The organism is Pedobacter zeae, from assembly GCF_014196715.1.
In the GTDB taxonomy this organism is placed as follows: Bacteria; Bacteroidota; Bacteroidia; order Sphingobacteriales; family Sphingobacteriaceae; genus Pedobacter; species Pedobacter zeae.
This window is the reverse complement of record NZ_JACIEF010000003.1, coordinates 598331-623340: the sequence shown is the minus strand read 5'-3', so window position 1 is coordinate 623340 and position 25010 is coordinate 598331. Positions and strand designations below refer to the sequence as shown.

The following is a 25010-nucleotide window of genomic DNA, read 5'->3' as shown; positions in this document are numbered from 1 at the left end:
AAATGAATTACCGAATGAGAATATTGGCCACCCTAATCCTTAGTCTGGTTTCGATCGGCAGTTTTGCGCAGAAAACCTATGTATTAAGGCAAAATTATCCGGTAGGAAATAAATATAATTTCTCGTTTATTTCAGATCAGATGATCAACCAGAAAATTAGTGGGAGGAACGTTCACTCAACGCAAACCATAGAAACCGATTACACTTTTGATATCACCGAGGCTCACAATGGCGATAAAGATATAAAGGTAACCTATAACCGGTCGTTTATGAAATCGACTGCAATGGGAAATGCCATGACACTTAATTCAGACGATCAGGATAGCACCAAAAACAATCCTTTTAGGGGAATAAAAGGAGCCTCTTTTTTTATGACGGTAGGCCCAAACGGAGGGATTAAAACTGTTGCAGGTATAGATAAAATGCTCGATAATATGTCGCAAAGGATGAGCAAGGATACCGGTCAGGTTAAACAGATTAAAAATGCCTTAAGTAAACAATTTAACAATGAGGTGGTTAAACAAACGATGGAATCGTCGTTTAAAATTTACCCTGACAAGGCCGTTAAAATAGGCGATAGCTGGACCGTTGATACCAAAATGCAAATGAGCATGCCCATTGAGACCATCACACAGTACACATTGAAAGAAATAAAAGATGGCATGGCCATACTGGGTGTAAAAGGTACATTGATTTCAAAAGGTGATTTTGAAGTGATGGGCAACAAAATAGAAACCGATTTAAGTGGTACCAACTCAGGAGAAACATCAATTGATGTTAAAACCGGTATTGTATTAAACAGCCACCTCCGCGTAGAACTGTACGGTAAAATGAAATCAATGGGGCAGGACATCGATTTTGAAATGCAGGGCATTAATAAAATTATAGGAAAAGAGGTTAATTAAGTTTAGCGTTGTCGTCATTCCCAACTTGATTGGGAATCTTAATGCTTTATAACGGTGCTTATCATAAGCTTTAGGATTCACGCATGCGCGAGAATGACGATCGGTCAAAAATACTTATATTACAAACTACCCGTTAAAGCCACCAAAAATTCGGTCGGGATTTCGATGTGCGGTATATGCCCGCAGGCATCAAATTCGATGATTTTAGCACCAATAATTTTAGCCGCCGTCTGTTTGCCTAAAAGTTTGTACTGGCCATGCAGGGCCTGCTGATCTGGCGTAAGCAATCCTTTGCCTACAATGGTTTTATCCTCCTTACCAATAAATAAAACAGTAGGTACCTTTAAATTCTGAAATTCGTATACCACCGATTGTTCATAGATCATGGTGTAGGTTAATGCTGCGACTTTAGCCCAGCGCGGATAATCGGCACTATGGGTTACGCCGCCTGCAATATCAACCAGGTATTCATATTCAGGTTTCCAATAGGTAAAATAAGAACCCTGGTAATATTTTCTAACGCTTTCTGCAGTGGTTTTTAGTTCGGTTTTGTATTGTTGAGCGGTATTAATGTAAGGAATAAATGTTTTGTAATCCTCTAAGCCGATTGGGTTTTCGAGCAGGAGTTTTTCTGTTGCTTCAGGATACATTAAAGCAAAGCGTGTGGCCAGCATACCACCCATGCTGTGGCCCAAAACCACGGCTTTCTGAACGCCAAGTGTATCTAAAAGCCTCTTGTTCCAGGTAGCCATTTGGTGGAAACTGTAATGGATAAATGCTTTTGATGATTTGCCAAAACCGATCTGGTCGGGAACAATAACGCGGTAGCCAATGTTGCTTAGGGCTTTAATAACATTGGTCCAATAGTAACCGCCAAAGTTTTTTCCATGGAAAAGAATTGCTGTTTTGCCATTTGCATTTGCCGTGGGGGCAACATCCATATAGGCCATTTTAATGTCTTGCCCTTCAGTATTGATCGGGAAATATTTAACCGGATAAGGGTATTTTACGTTATCTAGGGTAATGGATAGGGTATCTGTTTTTTGTGCTTTAAGCTGGCTAAGAACGAAGAAACAAAGGGTAAACAACAAGAAAAACTTCTTCATGAATCAGGTATTGATGTAAAAACTAAACTAATTGGCCCAAGTTATACTTTTGCCAATTAGTTAGCTTAAAAATCATGCCCTTTTTTTACTTAAGCTCAATAAAGAAGGTTAATTAATACTTCCAATTGGTATTATTTCTTAAATAACTGTTTAAGTAAGGGTGTTGGGATCTGTAACGTTGTAGCATCTGAGAAATCGCCTGCAAAGGATTTTACATTCACATTTTGCAATTGTACCCTGGAAGTGTCTGTTGTTTTGATACTCAGATTATCAAAAGGGAAAGGCTTTGTGTTATTTTCATCCATATTCCCTATTTCAACTTCTGATTTATTTGCATTAACATACAGATCCCTAAAAGAATTTGTATAACCGCTAAACTTGGTTTTATTTAGGTTAAGGTAAAGTTTGCCAATTTTAGTTGGGTTAATTATACTTGTGATTTTCCCTTTTGAATCGTTGCTGGTAATATCTCCGGTTAAAAATAGATCTTTAACGTTGTCTAAGTTTAATGTTACAGCATCAGAATGTGCACTAAATTCTAAAATATCTGAATTTTTGACCGAAACTTCGCTGATATTTGGGCAATAAACGACAATAACAATTTTTTCAATGCCATTATCCTCGTTAAAATTTTTAATCGATAGTTGAAGTACACCGTTTGCATCTACTTCATACTTCAAATCGTTTTTAAACCTTTCCTGAATTTTAAGTCCGTATTTGTTATCTTTTTTTACAAAAAGTTGTACACTGAAACCCTTTGCATCTTTAATCTGAACTGCATTAAAAGGCGATTGCAATGAAAAGCTAACCCTTTCTTTCGATTTTTGTTCAAAACTTTCATTATTGATTTGTTGTGTACCCAAATAAGAGTCTTCAATCCCTCTTTCCTTGTAATTTACTTTTGCGTTTATGGCCACAACTATAATTGGTATAGCGATGAGTAGTACCGCCAGGCTGATTAATAATTTATTACTTGTTTTCATATTGTTAAGCGTTAAAATTTTCTTTTACAAATGTTTTATATCTGCTTTCCAGTTCACCAAAGCTAATATTCAATAAATATATATTCCTGAACACCACCGGGAGCTCATCTTCCATAAACAATACTTTTCTATAGCTTTTTACATGGTCTATAGCATCATCAGTGATGAAAAATCCGATCCCTCTTTTATTATTAATGATGTTTTTATTCTGTAGCAACTCATAAGTGCGCATTACGGTGTTTGGGTTTACCTCAAGCTCAACGGCTAATTCCCTAACCGAGGGTACTTTTTCTTCCGCTTTCCATTTTCCGAGCAATATATGTTCACAAACATATTCTGCAATTTGAAGGTATATTGCCTTATTGTCTCTAAATTCCATATCGATACCGTTAAAATTTAAACTTCTTTTTCTTTAAGGCGGATGTATGTAATCGCCCAAATGATGATGGTGATGATGCTTGTTAGTAGTAAAAGTGCCAGCAAAATCCAGTCCTTATCATCTTTCCTGTAACTGTGATGGTAGGGAACCTTGCCTTCCATTATCCACATCGAAAATTTAACCACCAGGTATGATGCCAGGCCGATAAACACCATCAAGGATAATGCTGTTTTAATGTAATGGAAACGGTTAAAATAAATCGAACCTAAAAGAAATATACTGGTAACAAGAAATGGAAAGGCAAAAAAGTAACCGCAATATTTTCTGTAGCCCTCATCATTAAATACTTCGTTGGTGATGGATTCGACTTGCCTGATACCTGGACGATTAAAAGCATTGAGATGGCTGTTGAGATATTTTACAAAAGCCAGATCTGTTAAATAGAAAATCAATAAATAACTGAAAAGGCTTATGATAGCAGTGTAGGTTACGCCTGCAAGGAATTTTTCGAAAGTCGATGCCGGTGTCATCAGTTCTAAAATTGCCCTTGATTTTTGTCCCAGGATGTTAAAATAGCTGCTGGCTACAATACTGATAAAAACAAAACCCAGAATCAGGAAAAGAGGATAACGGAAACGCATATCGAGGTTGCCATCGTAATCAAAATTATTATCTTTTAAGGGTGATGGAATATTGTAGCTATAAAAACCCACTACAATTCCGAGCAGTACAATAAGACTGATTAAATAAATTTTTCCAAAATCTAACCATTGTCTTTTAAGCAATAAGCTAAACCGGTTAATATTAAATGTGTTGTTCATCGCTTAACTGAATAAGGGTTTAAATTTGATTTTTTCTGCAAGTATGGCGTTAAAAAGGAGCTCCATATCTAATTTGCTTTCTTCCTGGTGGTAGTTCGGCATCACGGCATTATAACCAGAGAGGGATGGCTCGGCATAAATAATGCTGTTATCAATCTCTTTTACTTTTTTAAAGGTTAATTTTGCGGTAATTTCTTCAACAGTAGCTTTAAGAGCAATATCGTTCTCATCAAGCATAATCACCGTGTCGATCAGGTTATCCAGGTCTCTTACCTGGTGGGTAGAAATGATAATGCAGCGCTCATCCGTCATGGCCGAAGCCATAATTTTTCTGAACTGGGCCTTCGATGGGATGTCTAACCCGTTGGTAGGCTCATCCATAATTACCAGCTTCGCCTGGGTAGCCAACCCGAAGGCGATAATTACTTTTTTCTTCTGCCCGTAACTCATATTGATGAGTTTCTGTTCAACAGGAATATCAAATTCTTTGATCAGATCAGCGAAATAATTGTGATCGAAATTTTTATAGAATGGGGCATTAGCCTTTATATAAGCGTCAATTTTTACCGATGGCAAATAAAATTCTTCCGGAATAAAACAGATCTGCTCTAAAAGTGCAGGCTGTCTTTTTGCAGGGTCATAACCCATTACATCCAATGTACCGCTCTGCGCATACACCAAACCGGCGAGGTTTTTTAATAAAGTTGATTTGCCGGCTCCGTTTTTACCGAGCAAACCATAAATATGGCCGTTGCTTAACCGCATGCTCATATTTTTAAATAATGGCTTTTGCTTGCTGTAGCCAAAATTAAGATTGTTAATATTGATCATATCTACTGTATTAGTTAAATAATACACTAAAGTATAATCTTGTTTCCTTATCTCCAAATTTTTAAATAAAAAAATTCGGGATCAGCGTTTAGCACACTGCGGTTGCCGTTCTATTGCACGGCAGACACCTAATGCAACTTCCTTTTCTGCGCTTTCTCCTTAGCCATTGAAAGGTAAAATATCAGTTTAATAGTTGTTGCATTGAAACATCCTGACAGTGGAGATTGTATGTTTGTAGTAAATCGATAGAATATGGATCCAAAATGGGCATATCTGCTTAGCCGCTTAGCCATTGGTTTGAGTTTTTTCGGGCACGGCTTGGTGCGTTTACCAAAACTTGCCGGTTTTAGTGGCTGGATGGTTGGGCAATTTTCGAAATCATATTTACCTGATACATTGATTATTCCCTTTAGTTATATTTTGCCATTTGCCGAGTTTATAGCAGGGTTTATGATCATACTGGGTTTATTTACCCGACAAGGTTTATTATTGGCCGGAGTGATTTCACTAGCATTGATTTTCGGAACAACAATGATTGAAAACTGGGATGCACTGCCTTCTCAACTCATTCATGTGGCATTTTTATCGGTACTACTTGCTTACATACCTCATAACAGTTATGCGGTTGATAACATCTTTAAAAAATAATTATGGAATACAGAAAAATTGGAAATTCAGATTTAGCACTTTCGGTAATCACATTTGGCGCCTGGGCAGCTGGAGGCTGGATGTGGGGAAGCACAGATAGAAATGATGCAATTAAGGCAATTAAAGCCAGTTACGATTTAGGGGTTACCTCAATTGATACCGCACCCATTTATGGTCAGGGTGATAGTGAAGAAATTGTAGGCGATGCAATAAAAGGCATCTCGCGCGATAAATTACAGCTGGTAACCAAATTCGGGATGCGGTGGGACCTGGCCAGGGGCGATTTTGGCTTTAAGAGTAAAAACAACGAGGGGAAAGAGATTGATATTTATAAATATGCCGGGAAAGAAAGTGTGATTTACGAATGCGAGCAATCTTTAAAACGCCTGGGAACGGATTATATAGATCTTTACCAGATCCATTGGCCGGATACAACCACACCGATCAGCGAAACTTTCGAAGCCGTGAGCAGGCTGATTGAACAGGGTAAGGTACGTTATGCCGGGGTATGTAATTATGATGTAGCACAGTTAAAAGAAGCAGACCAGACGTTGGAAATTATCTCTAACCAGATTCCATTTAGCATGGTAAACCGGGATGTTGAAGAGGAAATTGTTCCCTATTGCATTGAAAAAAATAAATCGGTTTTAGCTTATAGCCCGATGGAACGCGGTTTATTAACCGGAAAAATGACGGCCGGTTACAAATTTGAAGAGGGGGATCACCGCCAGGGAAATAAATTTTTCTCGCCAGAAAGTATCGAAAAAACAAATGCATTTTTGGCTAAGATAAAACCGTTGGCCGATGAGAAAAATGCCACCTTATCTCAACTGGTATTGCGTTGGACAGTTGAACGCCCGGGCATCACCATTGCTTTGGCAGGTGCAAGAAATGAAAAACAAGCGGTGCAAAATGCAGCGGCAATAAATGTAAAATTAAGTGCCGGAGAAATTCAGCTAATTAATACCGAATTAGCGCGCGCTGGCTTTTAATGGTCATATAACCACAGGGCACACAAAGTTTTTTACAGAAAAAGCATTCCGTGTGCGGTGTGTATTTTATGTGGTTAAAATATTAAAAAAGATATGTCTAAATTATTTTCTCCTTTAACTATAAAGGATGTAACCTTAAAGAATAGAATAGTGATTTCGCCAATGTGCCAGTATTCTGCGGTTGATGGTTTTGCCAACGATTGGCATTTGGTGCATTTAGGCAGCCGCGCCGTTGGTGGGGCAGGATTGATTATTCAGGAAGCCTCGGCAGTAACTGCAGATGGCAGAATTACTTACGCAGATCTGGGCATCTGGAAAGATGAACATGTAGAAAAACTGAAACAGATCGTTTCTTTTATCCATAATAACGGTGCTGTTGCGGGTATTCAATTGGCACATGCAGGCAGAAAGGCCAGCTGCGAAGTGCCCTGGGACGGCGGAGCGCAGATTGTTGAAGGTGAAAATAGCTGGAAACCTGTTGCACCATCGGCAATTCCTTTTAAGCCAGGGCAGGCAGAGCCACACGAATTAACGGTTTCGGAAATTCAGGATATTGTTTTTGCGTTCAGGGCAGCTGCAAAACGGGCGCTCGATGCAGGCTATAAAGTAGTAGAAATACATGCCGCGCATGGTTATTTACTGCACCAGTTTTTTAGTCCATTGAGCAATAAACGTACAGATATTTATGGAGGAAGTTTCGAAAACCGGATCCGTTTGGTAATCGATGTGGTTGAAGCAGTACAATCGGTATGGCCAGAAAATTTACCTTTATTTGTCCGTATTTCGGCAACAGATTGGACAGAAGGTGGGTGGAACGAGAATGATTCGTTAAAATTGGTAGCCGTGTTAAAAGATCGCGGAGTAGATTTAATTGATACCTCTTCGGGGGGAAATGTACCCGACGCTTTCATTCCGGCCGGACCAAACTACCAGGTTCCTTTTGCAGATAAAATCAGGAATGAAATTGGTATTTATACTGGTGCAGTAGGTGTGATTGTTGAAGCAGAACAGGCAGAGGAAATTTTAGAACAAGGCAAAGCCGATTTAATTTTCATTGCACGCGAATCGTTGCGTGATGCTTATTTTCCAACCCATGCGGCACAGGTTCTTGGCGATGACGTTGAATGGCCGAATCAATATGTAAGGGCTAAAAGATAGATATTTAAGAAGTGTTCTTGTATTAATAACCTTCCATAAATCGTCATTTCGACTGAAGGTTCGCCGATGTTCATCGGTTGCATAATGGAGAAATCTTTAACTTTTTAATAAACATGGTAAAAGATCTCCATTTTGCATTGCTCCGATTGAGATGACGATTCTCTTAAACGTAGGTAAACAAAAAGCGGAGTATGATCTCATCGATCAGCTCCGCTTTTTTGTTCTGTAAATATAATCGGTGAATTTTATTTAACTACTGTAAAAGGAATATACAACCCGAAAGTAATGTTTCTACCAGGATTATAAACACCTAAATTTAGGTTTTCCTGGTCAAAACGGCCTGGTTTAAACCTGCTTAAGGCATCATAATATTTTTGATTTAGCAGATTATTTGCCGATACCGATAATTTAACCGGCTGCTTGCCTAAATTAAAGGTAGCGCCGATTCCGGCATTTAACAAAGTATAACCGCTGGTTGGCGTTTCGAAAACATCATCAACACGGGTTTGTTTAAACGCAGAGTTGATGCCTACAGAAAGGTATGCATCATTTGTTCCCTTAAGTTTAGGTTCGAAACGTAATTCATTCCTCAACGTTCCGGCCGGAATAAAAGCAAGTGGCTTGTTTAAAGTCGTGTTCTGTGCATGAACGTATCCAAAAGTATTTTCAAAATGAATAAACGGAACCGGGTGAATGGTTAAACTGGCCTCGGCACCATAAAGGTTTGCATTTACCTGTCCGTAACGGAAAACATCATAAAGGGTGCCGTCTGCTACCCTTTGTTCGCCGTTATTCGATGCATAAATATAATTGTGGATATAGTTGTTGTAAATGCTTGCGCTGGCACTTACAATTTTGCCTTCATATTCTAAAGCAGCGTCAACCTGGTAACTGCGCTCAGGATTTAAATCTGCATTACCGATCTCGTATCTAAATGTACCTTCATGCACGCCATTTGAGCCTAACTCTGCCGGGTTTGGTGCACGGAAAGCCGAACCTGCATTGGCTTTAAAGTTTAACTCATCATTAAACTGGTGAGTAAAGCCTAAGGCACCGCTCACATTAGAAAACTGATTTTTAAATGGTGCAAATTGCTCTTCGTCATCTACAATTAATTGTTTTCCATTGTTTTTCCTGAAATCGTAACGGGCACCAATGCTAAAAGTATTGTTCTCCCAGTTTTTCTTAGCATAGGCAAAAACACCTAAACCAAAAGTATCATATGCCGGGATTAAAAATTCTGTTCCTTTATTTTGACTGTGTCCGTCATCAACACTTACACCAAAAACGGGCTGCCATCCGTTGGTTTCGTGGATATAATATTTCAGATCCGCGTTGTATGTTTTAAGATCAAAAAACAAAGCTGGGGTTGGCTCGTCGAGCTCGCGGCGTTGATTTTGCTGATAACCTAAATCAACCTTTAAATTACCATTGCCGATAATGAAGTTGTTGTTCAAAGCAATTTTAAAGTGCCTGATATCCTGGCGCGGAAATTCTAAAGTACGGTTTTTATAATCATCGTTGGTAAATGCACTACCATCTTCTTTCACAAAATTTCCGTTGTCATCTAAACTCGGCTCATAAAAGCCAATGTTGTTACGAAAGTTGGAAACATTTAAGTGGGTATAACCCCAGCTTTTGTTCAAACCTATCATACCGCTTAAATCGGCTTCGTTAAAACCCGAATTAGGGAAATACCCAGTTGGCGTTTTAAAAGAATAGGCATTTTTATAGGTACCACGGGCCCTCCAAACAAAACCGTTTTCGTTACCGTTTAACATTAAGGAGTTAGCAGTAAGTCCGTTGTTGGTTGAGTAATTACTGATAAATTCGCCTTTTACTTGTCCTTCAGGTGCGGTGCTGGGCTCTAAAAGGTTGATCACACCACCAAGAGCGTCCGATCCATACATTAATGATGCTGCGCCCCTTAAAACCTCGATACGGTCTGACTTAAACTGATCGATTTCGATACCGTGTTCATCACCCCATTGCTGTCCCTGTTGTTTTATCCCGTCGTCTAAAGTTACAATCCTGTTATAACCCAAACCCCTGATTACAGGTTTAGAGATAGAAGGGCCCGTGGTGATCTGCGATACACCAGGCACTTTGCTCAACGCATCGATTAAATTGGTAGAGGGTTGCAAAAGCTGATCTTTACCCACAACTGCAGATGAGGCGCTGTTCCTTTTACTGGTACTGCTGATTAAACTTCCGGTAATTACAATTTCCTTGGTTTCAATCGTGGTGGGCTGTAGAGAAAATGCCAATCCGTCTGCATTGGCAAGGTTTACCACTTTTGTAGCAGTTTTATAGCCTATATAATGAACCTCGATCAGGTAACTTCCTTTTGAAGGAAGGTTATTCAGTGTAAATTCGCCATCATTGTTGGTTACGGCTGAAACCTTTAAATCCGGAATAAAAATGGTTGCCCCTGGCAACGTTTGTTGAGTGCTGGCATCGATAACCTTACCTTTTATATTTTTTAAAGCGGCAGCAAAAGCGGTGCTGCTTAATAACGTATATAGCATTACCAAGCCGATAAGCTGTAATTTTTTCATGTGTTGGGTATAAATAAAATAAATTGAAAAGCCTGATAGATAGCTGATTTGAGGCTATTTACAGGTTTTACATCATAAAAATTAGATAGAGCGCAGGTGCGCTTTCGAAGAAAAAATTAAGCTAACGGGGGACCACGTAAGCAGGTGCGCTTTATTTCGGTAAAAGCATTCTTTAAGGTAGGCTCTGTACGGTTAAAAATTTTGGCTGATAAGAAGATTCTGTAAATGTGGTGCGTTTGAACATAGTTTTTTTCAAAACTTGCATTACAGATTAAACAGGTTTCGCCATGTGCCTGTACGTGGCTAACATGTTTACAGTTGACCTCTTTCTGCACAACAGGAAGAGGGGTGTGGTGGTGAAGAACACTCCATGGAGTTAAAGCAATAGCAAACACCATCAGCATAAATACTGATAAATATTTCTGAATATTTTGTCTATGCTTTTTCAACAGGCCAAAAGTAGTAATTCCTAAGCAATTATATATATTTACAAAGTAACATTGTATTTATAGTGTTATTGACCGGGGTTTTAACCAATAGTTTAATTTGCTTAACAAAGGAATAGCATACACTTTAATAAATTATTGACATGCCAATTGTAAATAGGCTTCGTTATTGTTTAAGGAAAGAAAATCAACCAGTAAATGAAATTTATCAAAAAAAATATATTTAACGCTTTATTTGTCATTTTCCTGCTTGTAATTGTTTTTGTTCCCGGTGCAAAGGCATTTTTTATTAGGGGTTTAATGGAGATTGGTTTTTATAAGCCTGATATTGAAGCGCCGAAGGAACATGTTGCAGAACTTAACGGGATCCGGTTTAAAGATGCAAAAGGAAACCTGGTCGATCTTGGTGATTTAAAAGGTAAAGTTATTTTTCTCAACTTTTGGGCCACCTGGTGCCCGCCATGCAGGGCCGAAATGCCTTCTGTTAACAAGCTTTACAATCAATTTAAAGACGATACTGATATTGTATTCATTTTTGCTGATGCTGACGGTGATTTTGCCAGATCAGGCAAATTTATGTCCGACCGTAAATATGAAATGCCCATTTATAAAGTACAAAGCGATATTCCGGAGAAAGTATTTGCCGGCGCTTTACCCACAACGGTCATTTTTGATAAGCAGGGCAGGTTATCGTTCAAACATGAAGGCGTAGCCAATTACGCCGATCCAAAAGTTATTGATTTCATCAAGAAACTAAAAAATAGCCGTTAGTTTTAACAATCTTAAGGCTTTTCTAAAGTATAGAGAATCGAATGTGATAGAGAAGTGACATTGGCAGTTGTAATATATGTAGTTAACTACATATATTTGTTTTTATACTTATTAAAAATGCAAAACGGATTTAAAATTGAACGGTTGGATAATCGATTCTGTGAAGCGGTTATCGGGTTAATTCTGCCCATACAACAAATAGAATTTAAGGTAGATATCGATCTGGCTGCACAACCCGATCTGCTGGATATCGAAAAACACTACGACGGTTCGGGAGGTGCATTCTGGGGTGCCAAACTAAACGGTGAGCTTATTGGTACCATTGCCTTGATTGCACAGGCAGAACACCACGCCGGAGCCATCAGAAAGATGTTTGTTAAAAAAGAATTCAGGGGAAAAGACCTGGGTATAGCACAGGCTTTATTAGAGACTCTTATCGTATATTGCGGGGATAATAACCTGAATAAGGTATATTTGGGTACCAAAGATATATTGCAGGCAGCCTGTCGATTTTACGAACGTAATGGATTTAAACAGGTTAGGATGGAAGATCTGCCGGTTTATTTTCCCCGGATGCCGGTTGACAATGTGTTTTATGGTTTGGATTTAAAACCTGTTTAATGGAACAAAATGTAATTGATGCTTCTGGCTTACTGGCCATTTCTACGCGTTTACAAAGGCTCAGCGACCAGATCCGCAGGGATGGCCTGTTAATTTACAAAGCCTTTGGCATCGATTTTCAACCCAAATGGTTCCCCGTGTTGTATACTTTATATAAAAAATCGACCATGAGCGTGGTTTCCCTTTCTGATGAGATCGGTTATGCGCACCCTTCTACCATCAGTTTGCTAAAAGAACTGGAAAAAGAGAAACTTATCCGCTCTAAGAAGGATAAAATTGATACCCGGAAACGCCTGGTAGAACTTACCGAAAAGGGCAAAACGCTGTTATCAACCATGGAGCCGGTTTGGCAGGTGATTATTAAGGCCACCGAAGAGGTTACAAACACCGAAAATAACCTGATGAAAGCCATAAACGAGGTAGAAGCTGCACTGCAGGAGAAAAGTTTTTTGCTAAGGGCCCAAGCTTATATGAATAAATGATTGTGCCCGGATGGAATGAGCAGATTTTGAGTAAGGTTAACCGATCATTTTGCTATTTTTGCTGCCATGATTTCATTCTTTGAGGCTTCGCTTAAGCAACTTTCTATCCATCACACAGGCAATAAATTGCTTGAAGAGTATTACAAATTATCTGATGCACCTTTAAAAATAGACGATGAAATGTTGGGAAACCTGCTGCTGCAGTATTTCTTAAAACCTTTTGAAAAAGTTAATGAGGTATATCGTTTTTATCATCCCAATGATAATTTAGAGCTGAACGAAGTATTTCATTTCGTTCATGAAATTTTCGAAAATAATGCGCTTTTTCATGAAGATTCACAACAACTGGCCAAACATTTATATGATGTAGCCAATCATCCTAAAATTAAATCGGGTGAATTGTATGTCGCTTATTTCGAAAAGGTGCAGATAGAAGGCGAACAGTTGGATGTTGTTGGAATTTTTAAATCCGAAACTAAAGATACCTACTTAAAAGTGTATCCCGAACAGGATGGCTTTAATGTAAGTTATGAACAAGAGGCCATCAGCATTAATAAATTAGACAAGGGCTGCCTCATTTTTAATGTAGAAAAGGAGGAAGGCTATAAAGTGGTGGTGCTGGATCAGGCGAAAAGTAGCAACGACTCTGCCGTTTATTGGAAAGATGAATTCTTAAAACTGAAAATCAGGAACGATAGTTATAACCAAACCAATAACGTACTGGGGATTTATAAAAACTTCGTCACACAGAAGCTCGATGATGAGTACGAAATCAGCAAAGCAGACAAGATTGACCTGTTAAACCGTTCGATGAAGTATTTCAAAGAGAAGGAAACCTTTGATATTGAAGAATTCGGGAATGAAGTGATCGGTAATGCCGAAGGGATCGAATCGTTTAAAAACTATAAGAAAAGCTACGAAGAGGAGTTCGAGAGTCCGATTGCCGATCATTTTGAGATTGCTGAAACTGCTGTTAAAAAACAGGCCCGAGCCTATAAAAGTGTGTTAAAACTGGATAAAAATTTCCACATCTACATCCACGGAAACAAAGACATGATCGAAAAAGGTTACGATGATGATAAATCGATGAACTTTTACAAGGTATATTTTAGGGAAGAAGCGTAGGTTAGTCTTGAGTCATAAGTCGACTATAAACTTAAGACTGTGGCTTAAATACGCTGTTGGGCTTTAAGAGCCAGGTATTGGTTAATTACATTTACCGTTAGTTTTTGTGGCGGTGTAAGAATTGCTAAAATACCATGTGCATTTAATTCTTTAACCATCAGCTTTTTTTCGTAAATAAACTTCTCTGCAATGGTTTTATGGTAAATGCCCTCCACATCCTTAGCCGGGTCGGTGCTTAAATCTTTGAGTTCGATATTTTCGAAAAATACAACAACCAATAAGTGGTACTTCGCAATTCTTTTTAGATAGGGTAGTTGACGTTGCAGTGCCGATAAACTTTCGAAATTGGTAAAGAATACCAAAAGCCCACGTTGTTTTATTATCGAGCGGACGGTAGCATACAGGGCTTCCAGGTTACTTTCCAGGTATCTTGTTTTCTCTTTATAAAGTACGTTCATGATGCTGCCCAGCTGCGAAGCTTTACGGTCGGCGGGCACTATAGCTCCGATCGTTTCCGATAGGGTAATTAAACCCGCTTTATCTTCTTTAAGCATGGCTACTTTGGCAAGGGCAACACTTGCATTGATGGCATAATCAAGCAGGCTTAAACCTTCAAAAGGCATGCGCATCACGCGCGACTTATCGATGATGCAATAGATATTTTGCGATTTCTCATCCGTATAAGTATTCACCATTAAGCCGCCTTTTCTGGCGGTAGCTTTCCAGTTGATTGTTCGGATATCGTCGCCACCTACATAGTTTTTGATCTGGTCAAATTCACTGCTTTGCCCGAGCTTTCTGATTTTTTTTATACCAAACTCGGTTAAATAGCGCGAAACAGCCATCAATTCGTACTGGCCGAGGTTGATAAATGAAGGATAAACAGGCAGAACTTTCGCGCCATCGAAATTATAACGCCGGCTGATTAAACCCAATGGCGAACTGACGTAAGTGCGGATAAATCCAAAATCATATTCACCACGTTTGGTTGGGCGTAGATTATAATGGATTGATTTTATTTCTGCCGGTTTTAAATGGAGTTTAAAATCTTTATCGCGGATCTGGAACTGAAAAGGTATTTCGTCAATTACCCTCACGTTTACCCCAAAACCATAACGGTTTGCAATTTCAATCTGGATCGGGTTTTCATCACCGTTGCTCAAACGCTTTGCCGTAAATCTTTTTACTTCAATCCAGTTGCCGCTCCGGTACAGGATAAAAAGATCAATAAAAAACAGCACCGCTACAGTTCCGGTTGCAATTTCAGGGATATCGCCCAGCCAGGCAAAAAAGAACTTAAGCAAAAAGAGCACAATACAAAAGCCTAAAGCCGTAAATAAACGGCCAGTTAGGAATAGATTGGTATAATATTGCTGAAAGAATTTTTTCAAAGCGGGTTAATCGGTTAATTGTTTGAAATGGTTGACTGTATTATGGCAATTGCTAAATTTTTGATGGCTAAACTGATCACTAGATCTGAATATTGTGATCTGATCATTAGTAATTCTTTAAACCGGTAAGCTGTGAACTGAAAACTGGCAACTGCAAACTAACTTACCTCGGTACTTCAATCTTTTTAATAATCTGGTTTACAATATCGGTTGTGGTTAATCCTTCCATTTCTTTTTCAGGCGATAATAAAATTCTGTGCGCCAATACCGGTACGGCAACAGCAATAATATCTTCTGGCGTTACAAAATCGCGGTCTTGTATCGCGGCAAAAGCTTTTGCACTGTGTACAATAGCTAAAGATGCCCTCGGCGAAGCACCCAGGTAAAGGGAAGCATTGTTGCGGGTTTCGGTTACGATCTTAGCAATAAATTCCAATAACTTCGGTTCTACAAACAAGTTGCGGATAATGGCCCTTGCATTTTGGATCTGTTGTATGGATAATACCGGTTTTATCTCATTTAACAGCGTTTTATTCACCAAAGCATGCTGTGCGGTTAAAATGGCTGTTTCTTCTTCCAGCGATGGGTATTTAACCTCGATTTTGAAAAGAAAACGGTCTAACTGGGCTTCAGGCAAGCGGTAAGTTCCTTCCTGTTCGATAGGATTTTGCGTAGCCAACACCATAAAAGGCTCATCCATTAGGTAGGTTTGACCATCAATGGTTACCTGGCGTTCTTCCATCACTTCGAAAAGTGCAGATTGCGTTTTGGCCGGAGCGCGGTTAATCTCATCGACCAGAATAATATTTCCAAAAATCGGACCTTTTCTGAATTCAAAATCGCCGGTTTTGGTGTTAAAAATCGGCGTTCCCAATACATCAGAAGGCATCAGATCGGGCGTAAACTGTACCCTCGAAAATTGGGCATCGATCGACTTGGCAAGCAGTTTGGCACTTAACGTTTTTGCTATACCCGGAACGCCTTCAATTAAGATGTGCCCATCGGCAAGCAGGCCAACAATCAAAAAATCGATCACCTGTTTTTGGCCTACGATGATATTTCCAAGTACGGATCTAATCTGATTTACAGCTGTATGTAAGACACTTAAATCGGTACGTGGGTTAAACTGTTCTTGTTCCATGGCTTTGCGTAATTTTATAAAACTGTTCTATGCTTTCGTTTAAATTGATCAATTGTGTGTCGCTCAAGTCGCCCATTTTAGGTATTTCGACAAAATATTTGGTTAATGTTTTGGCAAGGGCTTCATTAATTCCCGTTTTGTCCATTAATGATTGGGCAAATTTACTGTCAATATCGTTGGTTTTAAGGTAATACCTGCTACGCAGATGCTCCATAAAGTAGTTAATCTTTTTTAAGGCTAAATCGAGGTTATTCCGCTCATTGTAGTACACACTGCCAACTACATGAACAAAGTCCAATGACGAATTGCTGAGCGGATCGGCTATTGGAATAACCCTTTGCCTGCGTTTAATCTCGTAGAGTACAAAAATAATCAGACTGAAAATGCCCAGGTAATAAGCAAATTTAAGTTCGGGATGTTTGAAAAATACCCGCAGTACATCGGTTGTGGTGTTTTCCTGGCGGACAAAATATTCATCAAAAATTACACGGGTATTTCCCTGCAGGTAACTAAGGGTTTTTGCGGCATATTCTGCCCCGTATTTATTCAAGAGGTTAAAATTGGTATAAAAACCTGGTTCCGCAATCAGGTACAGGTACCCCTTTCCATAATTGTAACGGATAAAGTTAGGCTTGCCATTCCCATTTAAACCAAGTATTGTAGCCTTATTGGTATCAAGTTTATTATAAAACTGAGTGCCAATTCCCCTTTCGAAACCATAATTTGCCTCCGTTTTTAGATTGGGGTTTGTAAAATTCAGCGTGCTGCCTTCGGCAGACATCGTGCTAACCGCTTGTAGCTTAAGCCCCTTTTCTATTTTTCCCAGGTCGTAACTGGCAATAAAAACATCGTTCCCCGCCTGCATAAAGTGAACCAGCTGATCGAAATCTGTTCTGCTGATCTCTGCTTTTTGGGCAATGATCAGATATACCGTTTTGTTAAAGTTTTTGTCTTTTAAAGTATTATAAATGGCCGCCTCAGATTGCCGGACAGTAGCGTTCGGTAAAATATCCTTTATCCGATGGTACAAAATGTACGTTCCGTATGGGATTTTATCCTTTGCAGCGTAAGTAGGTGCCCAGTTTGTTGGTGTGGGTTTGTTGTACTGGGCAATTAAATAAAAAAGGATCAGGATAGAACCAATAATCAGATATATTTTATAACCTTTCATTTAATCTGGCTGTTAAACTGGTTAAACGATTGGTTAATAGGATCAAATTTCACCTCATCGATAGGGAAATCACCATACCAGATGTAATCGAATTGCAAGGTCAGTTTGCCGAAATCATTTCTAAGTTCGGGTTTATCGATTTCCATTAAATAATTGTAATTGGTTTTGTTGGGCTGCCAATTGATGATTTCGGCATCACTTAATCTTTTAAGTGTCCTTAAATATAAAAGCCTAACCGCCAATCGGAATTTCCTTTCGGCAACCAATCGCTGCAGTTCCCGTTCGTAATCAATCTCATGGATGTTTTCAGTAATCACATCATAAGGAAGAATAGTTTCTTTTGATTTTTTCCTGAATATGTTCTCGGCTCCGATGCTTTTGATCACGATATAAAGGATAACCGCTATACCTAGCCCGATAAAAATATACCTCGAAATTAGATTAGAGGTTGCCCCCTGGATCAGCGAGCCTATTAAACGCCAAAACAACATCCAGAATTTCTCCCACCATGACAGCTGTTGCCGGCCAATTTCATCATAGTTAAATTCTTTCTGCTCCTTATAAACACTGATGGAATCTTTGTCAAATTTTGATGGGGTGATTTTAGAACTGTCAATCCTCACTTCCTTAACCACAGGTACAGGCTTAACCGTTTGTGCATTGCTGATTACCGGGATAAAAAACAAAAGGAAAACGAGAAGATATCGGGTAAAAATACACTGCATTTTAATATTCTTCAGGTCTGGTATCTATAGGTTTTTCAGTATTGCCAAAATTGGAAATGCGTTCCATCAATCCAGGATTTTCTTTCTGTTCAACCAAACTGAAATAAGTTAACGTAATGGTGATGATTGGTATAATGGTAAATACCTGGCATAAGGACTGCAAAACAGTTGTAATCATTGTGAGTGTTAAAGACATGTGCGGTGTTTTATGCGAGAACATCCCAATCATGTTAAATAAACTTGTAGGTAAAATGATCATGCTCATGCAGGCATACACAATAATCCATACCACGATCAGTGTACCGAAAGTAATCCAAAAATTATCTTTGATAATTGCGAAGCTCCTGTTAAATGAATAATTTAACCCACCATTTTCGATGACCATTATCGGGAATATCATAGCAACATAGGGGAATAGCCAAAAGCCCGGTACAAGGCAGAACAGAAAGGCAATACTTACCAGGATAATTAACAGGATGGAACTGCCGAAAATCCGGAAAAAGTAATACTTAAAGAATCCCCATACCTCGTCGGTGGTTGGTGTTTGATTGCCTTTCTGTACATATATGGCGATATAAGAAAGTATGGCAACACTCATGCTGGCATAGCTTGCCAAAGAGAATAAAATAGATAAGAAATATTCCAGTCCATATAAAGTTGAAAAGCCGATCCCTTTGGTGTTTGTTCCATTACCAACAGTATTGATGATATTAACCATTTTGTATTGTTGCAATAACATGGTTAACATACTGGCCAGTACAAATAAACCGCAAAATGTGAAATATATTTTAATGAGGGGTTTGAAGTTTTGACGAATGAAGGTAAAAGTATCGTTGATCACCTGTCCAAAGTCTCTTTTTTTTCTAAATTCTAATTTGCCGGTCATGTTAATCTAATGTAGGTTCCTTACGGTGGATTTTAATAGGGTAAATAATAACATACCATATGATGAAAGCTGCGGAGGATAATAAAATAAATATACTTAACCCTACAGGCATTTCGGTATGTCGCGTAACAAAACTTTCGAAAAAGGCGGCAACGATAAAAATCGGGATCAGTCCAATTACAATTTTTAATCCATCTTTTGCTCCTTTTAAAACTGAAGCCATACGGGTATAGGTTTTGGGGAATAAAAAGCTATTGCCCAAAATTAAACCGGCTGCACCAGCCAAAACAATGGCAGAAATTTCGAGTGTTCCATGGATCCAGATCACCAGTACCGATTGAAGGCCCAAACCCTTACTAAAAAAGAAATATTGGAAGGAGCCGAGCATCACGCCATTTCTGAATAATGAAACAATAGCGCCAAATGAAAATATAATACCCAAAACAAAGGTATAGAGGGCTACATAAATATTGTTGGCGCCTATCTGCATAAACATCATAAACCCGTTATCCTTTTTATAAACCCCAAAAGGATCGCCTTTAGCGATGTTTTCATTAGTCATGTTTACATAACTGTCGCCCATTATCAATCGCACAAAGGTATCGTCGTATTTGGCTGATAATGCGCCAATAGCACAAGAAATCAGGAAAAATGCGAATGCATAAAATACCTGCTTTCTATGTTGCAGGAACAGTAAAGGAAGTTCCGTTTTCCAGAAATAGATAAACCGGTTCGATTTTTCCTTTTTGTTTTTGTAAACAGCCTGATGTAATTTGGAAGCTAAGCCATTGAGGTAGGCTGTTGTTTTGGAATTTGGATAAAACGTTTTTGAGTAAGCCAAATCGTTGGTGATTTCGATAAACTGATTGGCTACCTCATCGGGATTTGCCTGCTGCATGGAATCGTAATGCTTCCATTTCTCCGAATTCTGTTTAACAAATAAAGCTTCTCTCATTTAAAGGCATTACCAAATCTGGCGTTAAAATAGTTAATTTTTTATGGAAATGAAACCTCGGTAGATCTTGCCTGCGAAACATACCAGGCCGCAGATGTATCATTTAAACTTAAATATAGAAGAAAAGCTTAGGTGTAAAAAATTACCGGCTGATGTATCGAAACTATCTTTAAAAAAAATTATGTTTGAATATGGATAGCATCAGGATTAGCACTGCTCAAAATATTGATATTGATTATGAAATTGCCGGACTTGGGGAGCGTATTGCCGCAAGGTGCATCGACCTGGCCGGATTTCTGGTAATTGCTGTAATTACACTTATTGTGATGGGCGCAGTATCGGCAGGCGTATCAGGTAGCGCAGGGATGATTGTCCTGTTTGTTTTTTTAGCAATTTTTGTTTTTTACGACCTGGTTTGCGAGATCACGATGGATGGGCAAACATTTGGTAAAAAGGTGTTAAAAATAAAAGTAATCAGCATTGATGGCACACAACCTACTTTAAGCCAGTACATTTTTAGGTGGTTGTTCAGGATGATCGATTTCGGCTTTCCTTTTGGCTGGGGTGTTGTGGCACTGGTTTCGGTAGCGGTAACCAAAAATCATCAAAGGGTGGGCGATATATTGGCCAAAACCACGTTGATTAAAACCAAGCCTCGTACGGAGCTTTCAAATGTAGTTTTTAGCTTTAGCCTGCCTGAAGAATACGAGCCCCAATTTAAAGAAGTACTCCATTTAAACGATAGGGATATAGAATTGATCCACGAAGTATTAACAGGCTATTACCAGACCGGAAATGCCGAACTGATTTATACCATGGCTGCTAAAATCAAAGAATATATTGCCGTAAGCCCGCCAGACAAGATGAACGAGCTACAGTTTTTAGATACGGTGTTAAAAGATTATAACTTCCTTACCGCTAATATGAGTGTTTAAGCGGCCAGATATTTAAATGGGATAAATGGTAAATTCCTGGCAATCCAGAATATCATTACGATAACAAAGATTATTTTCGGTGTATTTGGGTTGTACCAGAAACGTAATACCAGGTTTCTTTTAGTGAAGTAAGCGTATATTTTGAAGAATAATTGTAAAATGAGGATGGGCAAACTGAGTACAAGCAGCAGATTGTAACCCATCGCTTTCTGAAGGTTTAAATGAAGAAGGGCATGTACAGCTCTTTGAGAGCCACAACCCGGGCAATCTAAGTGAAGATATTTGTGAAAAGGGCACTCAGGAAAGAAATTGTACACCTCAGGATTGAATTTATAATAAATTATCACAAGTGATAACAATAAAATTGATCCTAAGATGTACAATAATTTCATTATCTGTAATTACCCATCATGGCACCGCCTAAGCCAAGTACTACAAAGAATAATATGTATAAAACATAAACACCGATTCCAATAAAAAAGCCGATTTTTGTCCATTTTCCGGCAGCGGCAGATGCAGCTTGAGCTCCGGCGTAATCGCCAGCAGCATATTTGCTATTTACATTGGCAGCATTTACAATACCAGCAATTCCGAATGGTAAGCAGCAGAATAAGGTCACAAGGATTGATTCTACAAGCCAGTTTTTTGGGGCAGGATTTCCGAATGGCTGTTGTCCGAAAGGAGGCTGCCCGAAAGGTGCTTGTTCTTGAGGTTTTTGATCTTCCATAGTATCAACTTTAAGATTTTTAATTTAAATAGTTAATCTAAAGTAATTTTTTTAATTCAAAAATAGAATAAACACGTATTAAATTATTTCAACACAGCGGCTATTTTTGGAAATAGAGCTTCGGCCCATTGGCTATACATTTTAGCGCTTGGGTGCAGTCCATCAGCTGCGATCAGCGAAATATCTGTAGCTGCGGTTCTCGATGCTGGTGTAATATTGGTATAGCTCACACCTGCAGCAAGCGTGATTTCCTGATTTACGGCATTAAAACGATCAATTTCAGCGGCAATAGTTTCTGGGCTCCTTCCAGAGTTTTTTCCAAAAGGAGTAACGCCCCAATCAGGAATAGAAATCACAAAAACCCTGCTTTTAGTACCGCCTGCATAAGTAATGGCCGTTTGTAACAATTCTGAAAACTCTTGTTTATACGTACTGATCGGATAACCACGGTACTGGTTGTTTACGCCAATCAGCAGCGTAACAAAACTAAAAGTGCCGCTTAAGTTTTCCTTTTTAATGGCCGCCTGGAGCTCGTCGGTTGTCCAGCCCGTAGTTGCAATAATTTTAGGGTTGGCTACTTCGCTGCCATTATTTTTTAGTAGCTTCTGAAGCTGATAAGGAAAAGACTCTGACGGTTGTACCGATTCGCCGATGGTATAAGAATCGCCCAGGGCTAAATAGGTAAAATTCCCTGTTGTTTTCGGTGGATTTGTGACTGGATTGGTTGTTGATTCGTTAATCATGGGCGCTTGTTTTGTGCAGCCCGAAGTTAAGAAAGAAAATAAAATAGCGCTTAATAAGATCTTCATAGTTTAACCTACGAAATAACTTTCAGCTTAGTTTTACCCGGTCGGTTAAATCAGCTCCATTTTGAAAAGTTCGGCAATATGGTTTTTCAACCTGCCTTTCACTTCCTCCATATCCGGTTTGTAACCCAATTCTTTTGCCAGAGAGGTTACCGCCTTGTCATCAATACCGCAGGGAACAATATTTTTAAAGTAATCTAAATCTACATTTACATTAAAGGCAAAACCGTGCATGGTAACCCAGCGACTGCAACGAACACCCATTGCACATATTTTACGGGCTTTTTCGTTGTCGGCATCCAGCCAAACACCGGTATATCCTGGGTAACGTCCGGCCTCGATACCATAATCTTTTAAGGTAAGGATTATGGCCTCTTCCAGGGTGCGCAGGTATAAATGGATATCGGTAAAGAAATTATCAAGGTCAAGAATAGGGTAACCTACTATCTGCCCCGGACCATGGTAGGTAATATCCCCACCGCGGTTTATTTTGTAATAGGTAGCCTCTTTATCTTTTAAACCCTGTTCATCCAACAATAAATTCTCTGGGTGACCACTTTTGCCCAAGGTATACACATGCGGATGTTCGCAAAAAATAAGGTGGTTAGGCGTAGGGTTTTGGGTGTTGTTTACCCGGTTTTCGGTTTTAATGGCCACTGTTTTATTCAATAGGTCTTCCTGTTTATCCCAGGCTTCCTGGTAATCAGTTAAGCCCCAATCGATAAAATTGGTAGGTATTAAACCTGCTGCAATCACTTTTTCTGCTGTCTCGTTCATCGCGGTATGTTTTAAGAATTGCCTGCTACATAACCCAACATGTAGCCATCTTTGGTTTTAAAATAATTTACGCTGAGCTCACGGGTGCCGTTAGGAAGCTCAACTATGGCATTTAAAGAACCTTCTTTTTTAAGCTTAAAAGGTTTGATGTGGATATGCTGCTTAAATTCAAGCCCTTTTTTGCCATGCCATTTATAAATGGCCTCCTTTGCACACCAGGCCACATATAACCCTTCTGTATTATCGCCAATCTGTTTCTGTGCAAGTTCTACATCGCTCAGAAACTTATGCTTAATACTCTTTATTTTGTGTTTGATCAGTTCGATATCTACACCAACAGGATGGTCTTTGCTGATCATTACAGCAGCATAATCGAAAGAATGGCTTAACGAAATATGATAATCGAAATTAACCAGGTACGGTTTACCATGTTCATCAAACTGGCAATCGATGTATTCACTGGTGTTAAGCATTGTTCTCAACAAAAGCCTCGTGCTCAACCAGTGCAGCAGCCTTTTCCCGCTGTTTAATGAAGATATGATATCGCGTTCATGCTGCTTAAGCTGCAATCCGGCCAATAGTTCCTCTTCTGTTTCCTCAATTTTCCAGATTGCTAAAACGGAATGCTGGTCAATATTTTTATTGTAAACAATTGGCATTGATTAAATTGGAGATTACATGTAAAATTATCTTAAATAAATGATAATTTAGGCCAAAAATACGCATAAAAATGATATTATCTGATAGCAGGATATTAGAAGAAATTGAGAAGGGTACAATCATCATTGAGCCTTTTAAACGCGAATGTTTAGGAACCAACTCGTATGATGTTCATTTAGGGAAATACCTGGCTACTTATAAAAGCCGTGTGCTTGATGCGAAGGCGCATAACGAAATCGAACATTTCGAAATTCCTAAAGATGGTTATGTACTTTATCCGGGCACGCTGTATCTTGGAGTTACCGTAGAATATACCGAAACGCATGGACATGTACCTTTTTTAGAAGGTAAAAGCAGCACGGGGCGCTTAGGGATCGATATCCATGCAACAGCAGGTAAGGGCGACGTTGGTTTTTGCAATACCTGGACTTTGGAAATATCAGTAGCACAACCGGTAAGGGTTTATGCCGGAATGCCCATTGGCCAATTGATTTATTTTGTTGTTGAGGGTAAGATCGAAACGATGTACAATTCGAAAGGTAACGCCAAGTACAACAATAAAACCACCAGGCCGGTAGAAAGCATGATGTGGAAGAATAAGTTTTAAATTTGTTTAATCGGGGCTGTCCACCGCCAAGAACTACAATCCGCTCATTTCTCAATCCTAAAATTATTTTTTTATAAGGAGCGGAATGCTAGTGCAAAACAGCAAGTTTCTTCCCGTTTTACGCTTATACGCTTTCCCGAAAATTCGGGATACCTCGTCGCTGCAGGGTAACGCTTCAGCCGGGGCTAAGTGGCCAAAACAGCATTTCATTTTTGAGGATTGCAGGGTGCACAAACCTTTGTTCCTAAACCCGATTGTAGCGAACACGGAGTGCAACGAAGTAAAGCGCAAAGCGGGGCTGATGTTGCCAAGTATTACTGGCTGTTCATTTCCAAAACATTGATACTTTCTTTAGGGGAAATGAAAGATTGCTTTAGCCCAACCATTTAATAAATTGAAGCAT

Annotated in this window: 28 protein-coding genes; 10 read left to right on the top strand and 18 right to left on the bottom strand. The window is 39.1% G+C overall.

What is annotated here, in order from left to right; all coding sequences use genetic code 11:
• The first annotated feature begins 2 nt into the window (after positions 1 to 2).
• Positions 3 to 905 carry a DUF6263 family protein gene (locus tag GGQ60_RS15740; protein WP_221235980.1) on the top strand — a complete coding sequence of 301 codons (903 nt, stop codon included), beginning with the start codon at positions 3 to 5 and terminating at the stop codon, positions 903 to 905.
• A 119-nt stretch (positions 906 to 1024) separates the two neighbouring features.
• Here the strand turns inward: GGQ60_RS15740 and GGQ60_RS15735 are convergent, their stop codons facing one another.
• The 5 genes from GGQ60_RS15735 to GGQ60_RS15715 all read right to left on the bottom strand — a co-directional run bounded on the left by GGQ60_RS15735 (position 1025) and on the right by GGQ60_RS15715 (position 5025).
• Positions 1025 to 2011 carry an alpha/beta fold hydrolase gene (locus tag GGQ60_RS15735; protein ID WP_183766169.1) on the bottom strand — a complete coding sequence of 329 codons (987 nt, stop codon included), beginning with the start codon at positions 2009 to 2011 and terminating at the stop codon, positions 1025 to 1027.
• 131 nt (positions 2012 to 2142) lie between these two features.
• A complete protein-coding gene (locus GGQ60_RS15730) occupies positions 2143 to 2994 on the bottom strand; it encodes a hypothetical protein (protein WP_183766167.1) in 852 nt (283 codons plus the stop codon).
• Between the two features lie 4 nt (positions 2995 to 2998).
• Complete coding sequence (locus GGQ60_RS15725; RefSeq protein ID WP_183766165.1) at positions 2999 to 3373, bottom strand: GntR family transcriptional regulator; 375 nt, start codon at positions 3371 to 3373, stop codon at positions 2999 to 3001.
• A gap of 17 nt (positions 3374 to 3390) precedes the next feature.
• Positions 3391 to 4194 carry a hypothetical protein gene (locus GGQ60_RS15720; protein ID WP_183766162.1) on the bottom strand — a complete coding sequence of 268 codons (804 nt, stop codon included), beginning with the start codon at positions 4192 to 4194 and terminating at the stop codon, positions 3391 to 3393.
• A 3-nt stretch (positions 4195 to 4197) separates the two neighbouring features.
• Positions 4198 to 5025 (bottom strand): ABC transporter ATP-binding protein, encoded by an 828-nt coding sequence (locus tag GGQ60_RS15715; protein WP_183766160.1) that lies wholly within the window; start codon positions 5023 to 5025, stop codon positions 4198 to 4200.
• A 252-nt stretch (positions 5026 to 5277) separates the two neighbouring features.
• Here GGQ60_RS15715 and GGQ60_RS15710 point away from each other — a divergent pair, with 252 nt between their 5' ends.
• From GGQ60_RS15710 to namA, 3 genes are all read left to right on the top strand, one after another.
• The gene (locus tag GGQ60_RS15710) at positions 5278 to 5673 is read left to right on the top strand and encodes a DoxX family protein (RefSeq protein WP_183766158.1); all 396 of its coding nucleotides are present in this window, start codon (positions 5278 to 5280) and stop codon (positions 5671 to 5673) included.
• Positions 5674 to 5675: 2 nt separating this feature from the next.
• Positions 5676 to 6665, top strand: a complete 990-nt coding sequence (locus GGQ60_RS15705; protein ID WP_183766157.1) for an aldo/keto reductase — start codon at positions 5676 to 5678, stop codon at positions 6663 to 6665.
• Positions 6666 to 6758: 93 nt separating this feature from the next.
• On the top strand, positions 6759 to 7823 hold the full coding sequence (gene namA / locus GGQ60_RS15700; protein WP_183766155.1) for an NADPH dehydrogenase NamA: 1065 nt from the start codon (positions 6759 to 6761) through the stop codon (positions 7821 to 7823).
• A 245-nt stretch (positions 7824 to 8068) separates the two neighbouring features.
• Here namA and GGQ60_RS15695 read toward each other — a convergent pair whose 3' ends face one another.
• Positions 8069 to 10381, bottom strand: a complete 2313-nt coding sequence (locus tag GGQ60_RS15695) for a TonB-dependent receptor (protein WP_183766153.1) — start codon at positions 10379 to 10381, stop codon at positions 8069 to 8071.
• A gap of 116 nt (positions 10382 to 10497) precedes the next feature.
• Complete coding sequence (locus tag GGQ60_RS15690; RefSeq protein WP_183766151.1) at positions 10498 to 10830, bottom strand: hypothetical protein; 333 nt, start codon at positions 10828 to 10830, stop codon at positions 10498 to 10500.
• Positions 10831 to 11025: 195 nt separating this feature from the next.
• Here GGQ60_RS15690 and GGQ60_RS15685 point away from each other — a divergent pair, with 195 nt between their 5' ends.
• The 4 genes from GGQ60_RS15685 (at position 11026) to GGQ60_RS15670 (ending at position 13826) form a co-directional block, all read left to right on the top strand.
• A complete protein-coding gene (locus GGQ60_RS15685) occupies positions 11026 to 11598 on the top strand; it encodes a TlpA family protein disulfide reductase (RefSeq protein ID WP_183766149.1) in 573 nt (190 codons plus the stop codon).
• A 117-nt stretch (positions 11599 to 11715) separates the two neighbouring features.
• Positions 11716 to 12219 carry a GNAT family N-acetyltransferase gene (locus tag GGQ60_RS15680; protein WP_183766147.1) on the top strand — a complete coding sequence of 168 codons (504 nt, stop codon included), beginning with the start codon at positions 11716 to 11718 and terminating at the stop codon, positions 12217 to 12219.
• A complete protein-coding gene (locus GGQ60_RS15675) occupies positions 12219 to 12701 on the top strand; it encodes a transcriptional regulator, SarA/Rot family (RefSeq protein ID WP_183766145.1) in 483 nt (160 codons plus the stop codon). Before GGQ60_RS15680 ends, GGQ60_RS15675 begins: the two co-directional genes overlap by 1 nt.
• Before the next feature lie 66 nt (positions 12702 to 12767).
• Positions 12768 to 13826 carry a nucleoid-associated protein gene (locus GGQ60_RS15670; protein WP_183766142.1) on the top strand — a complete coding sequence of 353 codons (1059 nt, stop codon included), beginning with the start codon at positions 12768 to 12770 and terminating at the stop codon, positions 13824 to 13826.
• A gap of 44 nt (positions 13827 to 13870) precedes the next feature.
• On the opposite strand, the gene GGQ60_RS15665 is transcribed toward GGQ60_RS15670, so the two are convergent.
• The 6 genes from GGQ60_RS15665 to GGQ60_RS15640 all read right to left on the bottom strand — a co-directional run bounded on the left by GGQ60_RS15665 (position 13871) and on the right by GGQ60_RS15640 (position 20095).
• Positions 13871 to 15217 (bottom strand): DUF58 domain-containing protein, encoded by a 1347-nt coding sequence (locus GGQ60_RS15665; protein WP_183766140.1) that lies wholly within the window; start codon positions 15215 to 15217, stop codon positions 13871 to 13873.
• Between the two features lie 163 nt (positions 15218 to 15380).
• The gene (locus GGQ60_RS15660; RefSeq protein WP_183766139.1) at positions 15381 to 16358 is read right to left on the bottom strand and encodes an AAA family ATPase; all 978 of its coding nucleotides are present in this window, start codon (positions 16356 to 16358) and stop codon (positions 15381 to 15383) included.
• Entirely contained in the window at positions 16339 to 17529 is a 1191-nt protein-coding gene (locus GGQ60_RS15655; protein WP_183766137.1) for a DUF4350 domain-containing protein, read from the bottom strand. Before GGQ60_RS15655 ends, GGQ60_RS15660 begins: the two co-directional genes overlap by 20 nt.
• On the bottom strand, positions 17526 to 18254 hold the full coding sequence (locus GGQ60_RS15650) for a DUF4129 domain-containing protein (RefSeq protein ID WP_183766134.1): 729 nt from the start codon (positions 18252 to 18254) through the stop codon (positions 17526 to 17528). The genes GGQ60_RS15655 and GGQ60_RS15650 overlap by 4 nt, the downstream gene beginning before the upstream one ends.
• 1 nt (position 18255) lies before the next feature.
• On the bottom strand, positions 18256 to 19140 hold the full coding sequence (locus tag GGQ60_RS15645) for a hypothetical protein (RefSeq protein ID WP_183766132.1): 885 nt from the start codon (positions 19138 to 19140) through the stop codon (positions 18256 to 18258).
• A gap of 1 nt (position 19141) precedes the next feature.
• On the bottom strand, positions 19142 to 20095 hold the full coding sequence (locus GGQ60_RS15640) for a stage II sporulation protein M (protein ID WP_183766130.1): 954 nt from the start codon (positions 20093 to 20095) through the stop codon (positions 19142 to 19144).
• A gap of 191 nt (positions 20096 to 20286) precedes the next feature.
• Between GGQ60_RS15640 and GGQ60_RS15635 the strand changes: the two genes are divergently transcribed.
• Entirely contained in the window at positions 20287 to 21030 is a 744-nt protein-coding gene (locus GGQ60_RS15635) for an RDD family protein (protein WP_183766128.1), read from the top strand.
• Here GGQ60_RS15635 and GGQ60_RS23185 read toward each other — a convergent pair.
• From GGQ60_RS23185 to GGQ60_RS15610, 5 genes are all read right to left on the bottom strand, one after another.
• Positions 21027 to 21422: a DUF2752 domain-containing protein gene (locus GGQ60_RS23185; protein WP_183766126.1), complete on the bottom strand. Its 396-nt coding sequence runs from the start codon at positions 21420 to 21422 to the stop codon at positions 21027 to 21029. The genes GGQ60_RS15635 and GGQ60_RS23185 overlap by 4 nt on opposite strands.
• A complete protein-coding gene (locus GGQ60_RS15625) occupies positions 21422 to 21757 on the bottom strand; it encodes a CD225/dispanin family protein (protein WP_183766124.1) in 336 nt (111 codons plus the stop codon). The genes GGQ60_RS23185 and GGQ60_RS15625 overlap by 1 nt, the downstream gene beginning before the upstream one ends.
• Positions 21758 to 21840: 83 nt before the next feature.
• A complete protein-coding gene (locus GGQ60_RS15620; RefSeq protein ID WP_183766122.1) occupies positions 21841 to 22566 on the bottom strand; it encodes an SGNH/GDSL hydrolase family protein in 726 nt (241 codons plus the stop codon).
• A gap of 45 nt (positions 22567 to 22611) precedes the next feature.
• Positions 22612 to 23340: a lipoyl(octanoyl) transferase LipB gene (gene lipB / locus GGQ60_RS15615; protein WP_183766120.1), complete on the bottom strand. Its 729-nt coding sequence runs from the start codon at positions 23338 to 23340 to the stop codon at positions 22612 to 22614.
• An 11-nt stretch (positions 23341 to 23351) separates the two neighbouring features.
• Positions 23352 to 23999, bottom strand: coding sequence for a 4'-phosphopantetheinyl transferase family protein (locus tag GGQ60_RS15610; protein WP_183766118.1), 648 nt, complete (start codon positions 23997 to 23999; stop codon positions 23352 to 23354).
• A gap of 71 nt (positions 24000 to 24070) precedes the next feature.
• On the opposite strand from GGQ60_RS15610, the gene dcd reads away from it, so the two are divergent.
• Complete coding sequence (gene dcd, locus GGQ60_RS15605; protein ID WP_183766116.1) at positions 24071 to 24607, top strand: dCTP deaminase; 537 nt, start codon at positions 24071 to 24073, stop codon at positions 24605 to 24607.
• Positions 24608 to 25010: the final 403 nt, after the last annotated feature.